This window comes from Mesorhizobium sp. M7A.F.Ca.CA.001.10.2.1, assembly GCF_003998575.1.
Lineage (GTDB): Bacteria > Pseudomonadota > Alphaproteobacteria > Rhizobiales > Rhizobiaceae > Mesorhizobium.
The window spans coordinates 1-5,839 of record NZ_RZQY01000369.1 but is presented as its reverse complement, the minus strand read 5'-3'; the positions used below and the strand labels follow the sequence as shown (position 1 = coordinate 5,839).

Here is a 5,839-nt window from a genome sequence, read left to right as displayed (position 1 = left end):
GCATGCCAGGCACCTGGCGCTCAACGCCGTGATGAAGCCGGTGGGCGCATGGTGGCGGCCGTATTTCTATGGCGATGCCGGCGCGGCCGAAAAGACGATCCGCGACGAGATCATGGCGGTGCGGCAAGGGGTCGGCCTGCTCGACGTCTCGACGCTCGGCAAGCTGGAGCTGCGCGGGCCGGATGCTGGCGAGTTCCTCGACCGCCTCTACACAATGGCGCATGCCAACCAGCCTGTCGGGCGTGTGCGCTATTGCCTGATGCTCAACGAGATGGGCTCGGTGGTCGACGATGGCGTCGCTTACCGGATGGCGGACGACCGGTTCTATGTGACCGCCACCACGGGTGCGGTGGCGCGCGTCTATGCCGACATGCTGTTCTGGAACGCGCAATGGCGCTTGCGAGTCGATGTCCTCAACCTCACCGGCGCGTTCTGCGGCCTGAACGTCACCGGACCGAAAGCGAGGGCCGTGCTTCAGGCGCTGGACAGCGACATCGATTTCGACCGCGAGGCTTTCCCCTATCTCAGCGGTCGCGAAGGCGTTGTCGCCGGCGTGCCGGTGCGCGTCATGCGGATTGGTTTCACCGGCGAGCTGAGCTACGAACTGCATTGTCCATCCAGCCTCGCGCCCGCCCTTTGGGACGCGGTGATGACTGCCGGCGAACCTTACGGCTTGAAGCCTTACGGTCTCGAAGCCTCGCGCGTCCTTCGCCTGGAGAAGGGGCACATTCTGATCGGCCAGGACACCGACGCGATCACGACGCCTGACGAGCTCGGCTTTGGCTGGGCGGTCTCGAATAAGAAGCCTTTCTTTATCGGCAAACGGTCGATTGAGATGCGCGCAAGGCTGGGACAGTCACGCAAGCTCGTGGGCCTGCGATTTCCGGCCGATGCCAAAGATATACCCGGCGACAGCTGCCTCGTGCTGCGCGGAAATGATCCTGTCGGTCAGATCACCTCAATCGGGTTCTCGCCGACACTCGGCTGTAGCATCGCGCTGGCCTTTGTCCATGTTGACGACTCCACGGAAGGCAGCCTGGTGACGGTGAAGTGCCGGAACGGCAATCTGGTCGACGCGCCCGTGGTTGCTCACGCCTTCTTCGATCCCGCCAATGCACGGCAGGAGATGTAGATGGCGCCAAGCGCGGTTTTCCCCTTCATGGCCGGCGGCGCGGCGCACGGCACCAAGCTGCCCATCGGCGCGGTAACGCTGAGCGACCTGACGGCCACTCCGCGCTTTGGCCTGAAAGGCGGCGGCGGCGCCGCCTGGCTCACGGCGCACGGCATCGCGCTGCCTGCAGTCAATCGCATCGGCGCGCATCACGGCATGCGGATCCTGCGCCTCGGCAACGAGGACATCCTGCTGCTGGCCGAAGGTGCGGCCGAGGCGCTGGCCGAACTCAAAGCCGCCTGGGCGAACGATGCCGGGGCGAAAGCCTATTCATCCTGGCGCGAGGAAGGCTGGGCGTGGATGCGCCTCTCTGGCCCGCACGCGCCGCAAGCGATGGAACGGCTATGCGCGCTTGATCTCCGGGCCGACCAATTCGGTGTCGAAGACATAACGCAAACACGCGTCGGTCACGTCGAGGCGGTCACGTTCCGCTCGCAAGCGGGTTTTGATGTAATGTTCGACGTCACAGCGTCGGCCTACTTCGCCAGGACGACAGCGGCAGCGGCCACGCAGTGCATAGAGTTGCCGACCGATACGGAAGGACACACATGACCCGCCCGCAAGGAACCATCGCACCGATCCTGACGCCGTTCGAAAACGATGGCCGCATCGCGCGCGATCTCTGGATCTCGCATGCCAAATGGGTGCTGGGCCAAGGCGCGCATTTCCTGTCGCCGTTCGGCACCACCGGCGAGGCGCTGTCGCTGTCCTTGCACGAGCGCATGCAGGCGCTGGAGTGGCTGATCGAGGCCGGCATTTCGCCGAGCCGGCTGATGCCCGGCACCGGCGTCACCGCGCTGCCCGAAACCGTCGAGCTGTCGGCGCATGCGGTCGGGCTGGGCTGCGCCGGGGTGATGGTCCTGCCGTCGTTCTTCTACACCGCTGCCGGCGACAACGGCCAGGCCCGCTACTACACCGAACTGATCGCGCGGGTGGCGAACCCGGCAATGAAGATGATCCTATACCACATCCCGCAGAATTCCGGCGTGCCGGTGAGCCCCGCCTTGACCGCACGGCTGAGCGAGGCGTTTCCCGACACCGTCGTGGCTTACAAGGACAGCGCCGGTGACTGGAACAACACGGCGGCAGTGATTGCTGCGGCGCCCGCGGTCGCGGTCTTCCCGAGCTCGGAAGCACAGCTGACCAAGGGGCTCGCCAATGGTGCCGCGGGCTGCATCTCGGCGACCGTCAACCTCAATGCCGCGGCCATCCGGGCCCTCTACGATCGAGCGATCGCCGGCGAGGACGTTGCCGAGGCGGATGCGGCGGTCAAGGCGTTCCGCAAGATCATCCAGGATGCCGGCCTCATCCCGGCAATGAAGGCCGTGCTGGCGGTGCGCTCCGGTGACCAGCGCTGGCTGACCCTGCGCGCGCCGCACGAGAACGCGACACTCGAAAGTGGTGAAAAACTGCTTGCCGCGCTCGGTCCTTCGGCCGACCACATTGGCCCGAGCTGAGCGGCCCCATGTCGGCTGATCCATCCGTCATCCTGCACACCGACCGGCCAGCCGCTGCGCTGGCCGTGCTCGAGGAGACGCATCCGGATCTGACCGTCCATTGTTGCGACAGCTATGCCGCCCTGCCCGAGCTGATCGGGCGCGTGGCAGCGGAAGTGGTTTATTCCGTTCGCTTCGACGGCACCCCTCGCTATCCGCGCCAGGCGCTTGTCGAAAGCCCGAGCGTGAAATGGGTCTCCGTCGGCGGCTCCGGCACCGATCATCTCGGCAGTTGGGACCCCGAGCGGCTCACTGTGACGAATGCGGCGGGCGTCGCCGCCGGCATGCTGGCGGAATATGCGCTCGGCGCCATGCTGTCCTTCTCGCTTGACCTGCGCGGCTTCGAGCGCCGCCGGCAGGCGCGGCAATGGGGCGGTGGCCGCGTCGAGCCGATCGAAGGCAAGACGGTCTTGATCATCGGCCTTGGCAAGACGGGCACAGCCGTCGCCAGTCGCGCACAGGCAATGGGCATCCGCACGCTCGGCATCCGCGCGCGCCCAAAAGCCATGGACGGCCTCGACGAGGTGCATGGACCGGACGCGCTGCCGACCCTGCTTGGACGCGCCGACTTCATCGTATGCTGCGTTCCGCTGCTGTCCAGCACGCGCGGTCTTCTCGGTGCGGCGGCCTTCGCCGCAATGAAGCCTTCCTCCGTGCTGATCGACATATCGCGCGGCGGCGTCGTCGACGAGGCAGCCCTGCTCGCTGCGCTCGATAACAAGCGGATCAAGGGCGCCGCGCTTGATGTCTTCGCGACCGAGCCGCTGCCGGCGGGCCATCCGCTATGGGGTTACGAGAGCGTTGCCATCACTCCGCATTGCGCGGCGGTCTACGACGGTTGGGATATCAAGTCGGTGCGCATGTTCGCCGACAATCTGAAGCGCTACCGCGGCGGCGCGCCGCTTGAAAATGTCGTCAGTCCGGAACGCGGTTACTGAAGCGAGAGGAAAGCAGTCTCATGACACAGGACAGGCGCGGCGGTGGCCGCAGGGGGAAATCCGGACGCAGCGGCGGGGGCATCGCGCAACTGCTCTGGGAGCAGGTGAAGAACCCCTATCCGCCCATGCAACTGCTCGACGAAGAGCGGATGGAGCGGCTGCACGACACATCGATGCGCATCCTGTCGGAACTCGGCATCCGTGTCATGAGCGATCGGGTGATGGACCTGTTCGCCGACGCGGGCGCCATCGTCGACCGCGAGGAAAAGACCATTCGCATCGACGAAAGCCTGGTGCGCGAGGCGCTGCGGACAGTCCCGTCATCCTTCACGTTGACCAGCCGCAATCCGGAAAAGCAGGTGCATCTCGGCGGCAATTCGCTGGTCTTCGGCCTGGTTGCCGGACCGCCCAATGTACATGACCGCATCAATGGCCGCCGCCAGGGGAATTTGCCCGACTATCAGAACTTCATCCGGCTGGCGCACCACTTCAACGCCATCCACATCATCGGCAACCAGGTTGTGGCGCCGATGGAGCTGCCGGCCAATTCGCGCCATCTCGACACCTACTACGCAAATTTGACGCTCAGCGACCTCTCCTTCCATTGCACGGCGATCGGCAGCGCCAGGGCAATGGATGGGATCAACATGATGGCAATCTCGCGCGGCATTTCCGTCGAGGAGATGCGCACCTCTCCTGGCGTGACGACCATCATATCGATCAACTCGCCGCGGCTGTTCGATGACGCCATGGCGGAGGGCCTGATCGCAATGGCCGAGCACGGCCAGCCTGTAACCGTTACTCCCTTCACCCTGATGGGAGCGATGACGCCGGTGACGCTCGCGGCGGCCCTTTGCCAGCAGAACGCCGAAGCTCTGTTCGGCGTGGTGCTGACGCAGCTCGTCAACCCCGGCACGCCCGTGATGTATGGCGCCTTCACCTCCAATGTCGACATGAAGTCGGGCGCGCCGGCCTTCGGCACGCCGGAGAACGCCAAGGCCAACATCATCGCTGGCCAGTTGGCACGCCGCTACAATCTTCCCTACCGCACCTCGAATGCGAATGCCTCGAACGTGGTTGATCTGCAGGCCGCCTATGAGACGGAAATGGCGACATGGGGCGCGGTGCTGGGTGGCGCCAACTTGGTCTACCACGCTGCGGGCTGGCTGGAGGGCGGCCTGACTGCGTCCTACGAAAAGCTCATTCTCGATGTGGAGATCCTGCAGAACATGATGGAGTTCCTGCGCCCGCTGCCGTTCCAGGAGGACGATCTCGGTTTCGAGGCGATCAAGTCGGTACCGGCCGGCGGTCATTTCTTCGGCGCCGAACACACGATGTCGCGCTACACGACCGCCTTCTACCAGCCGATGCTGTCCAACTGGCAGAACCACGGCGCCTGGGAGGAGGCCGGCGGCAAGGATGCGCTGGAGCGGGCGACGGAGCTCTGGCAACAGGCGCTGCACGACTACGAAGAGCCGGTAATGGACCCCGCGATCCGAGAGGAGCTCGACGCCTATGTCGCACGCCGCCGCGAGGAGATCGCCGCCGATCCCGAAGGTTAGGACCTTTTGCCCGATGCCCTATGATCTCGTCATCCGTCACGCGACGCTGATCGCCGGCGACGGATCGAAGCCTCTCGAGGCCGACATCGCCGTCACCGGCGACAGGATCGTCGCCATCGGTCAGCTGGACGATGCAACGGGCAGCGAGGAAATCGACGCCGCGGGTAAGGTGGTCGCACCTGGCTTTATCGACGTGCACACTCATGATGACGGCGCGCTTTTGGCGCCACGTGGCATGGACCCGAAGATCAGCCAGGGCGTGACGACGGTGATCGCCGGCAATTGCGGCGTCAGCCTGGCGCCGTTGCTTCTCAACACGACACCACCGCCGCCCTTCACGCTGGTCGGCGGCCGGGAGAGTTTCCGTTTCGATCGTTTTGCCGACTATGTCGCCGAGCTCAAACGGCGCGGCATCGCCACGAACGCGGCTCTATTGGTCGGCCACACCACTTTGCGCCAGCGCTGCATGCCGGTGACCGACCGTCCGGCCAACGAAGCGGAGACGGTGGCGATGCAGGAGGCGGTGGCCGAGGCGATGGCCGAGGGCGCCTTCGGGCTCAGCACCGGGCTCGACTATCCGCCGGCGGTCAACTCTTCGACCGAAGAGGTCAAGGCACTCGCCGCAACGGCGGCCGACCTCGGCGGCCCCTATGTCACCCATACCCGCAACTA

The 5,839-nt window shown here is 65.3% G+C and carries 6 protein-coding genes; all 6 read left to right on the top strand.

Annotated elements, in window-relative coordinates; translation table 11 throughout:
* Window positions 1-1,132, top strand: a 1,132-nt coding sequence (locus EN964_RS21865; RefSeq protein WP_164775922.1) for an aminomethyltransferase family protein, incomplete at its 5' end; no start/stop codon positions are given.
* On the top strand, window positions 1,133-1,723 hold the full coding sequence (locus EN964_RS21860) for a hypothetical protein (protein ID WP_127267568.1): 591 nt from the start codon (window positions 1,133-1,135) through the stop codon (window positions 1,721-1,723).
* Window positions 1,720-2,628 (top strand): dihydrodipicolinate synthase family protein, encoded by a 909-nt coding sequence (locus EN964_RS21855; RefSeq protein WP_127267569.1) that lies wholly within the window; start codon window positions 1,720-1,722, stop codon window positions 2,626-2,628. The genes EN964_RS21860 and EN964_RS21855 overlap by 4 nt, the downstream gene beginning before the upstream one ends.
* An 8-nt stretch (window positions 2,629-2,636) precedes the next feature.
* Entirely contained in the window at window positions 2,637-3,605 is a 969-nt protein-coding gene (locus tag EN964_RS21850) for a D-2-hydroxyacid dehydrogenase (RefSeq protein WP_127267570.1), read from the top strand.
* 20 nt (window positions 3,606-3,625) lie between these two features.
* Window positions 3,626-5,167: a trimethylamine methyltransferase family protein gene (locus EN964_RS21845; RefSeq protein WP_127269654.1), complete on the top strand. Its 1,542-nt coding sequence runs from the start codon at window positions 3,626-3,628 to the stop codon at window positions 5,165-5,167.
* A gap of 13 nt (window positions 5,168-5,180) precedes the next feature.
* The coding region (locus EN964_RS21840; RefSeq protein WP_164775921.1) for an amidohydrolase family protein at window positions 5,181-5,839 on the top strand (659 nt) is incomplete at its 3' end.